Origin of the sequence: Pseudoalteromonas sp. MER144-MNA-CIBAN-0113, assembly GCF_040308965.1 — a bacterium.
Classification (GTDB): domain Bacteria; phylum Pseudomonadota; class Gammaproteobacteria; order Enterobacterales; family Alteromonadaceae; genus Pseudoalteromonas; species Pseudoalteromonas tetraodonis.
In genome coordinates this window covers 1-318 of the sequence record NZ_JBEOOG010000251.1, presented here as the reverse complement: position 1 = coordinate 318, position 318 = coordinate 1, and the positions used below count along the sequence as shown (strand labels likewise).

1 protein-coding gene is annotated in these 318 nt (G+C 36.5%); it reads left to right on the top strand.

Going from position 1 to position 318, the window contains the following annotated elements; genetic code table 11:
- Positions 1-62: 62 nt before the first annotated feature.
- On the top strand, positions 63-318 hold a 256-nt coding region (locus AAEY57_RS19595; RefSeq protein WP_350608617.1), incomplete at its 3' end, for a BolA family protein.

Below are 318 nucleotides of genomic sequence, written 5' to 3'. Positions count from 1 at the left end.
CCAATCGCTGCGTTAAATTGTTATAGTAAGTGTATAAATTAGCTAATTAAAACGGTCTTTTTATGTCAATGCAGCAACAGATCCAAGAAAAAATAAGCAACGCCATTGCGTGTAAACATTTAAACGTGATTAACGAAAGCCATATGCACAGTGCTGGCACTGAATCACACTTTAAAGTAGTAGTGGTTAGCGAAGGTTTTGCGGGTAAGCGTTTATTACAACGTCATCGCGAAATTAATGAAATTTTAAAAGATGAGTTAGCAAATCATATTCATGCACTCGCTATTCATACATATACACCCGATGAGTATGCAGAGC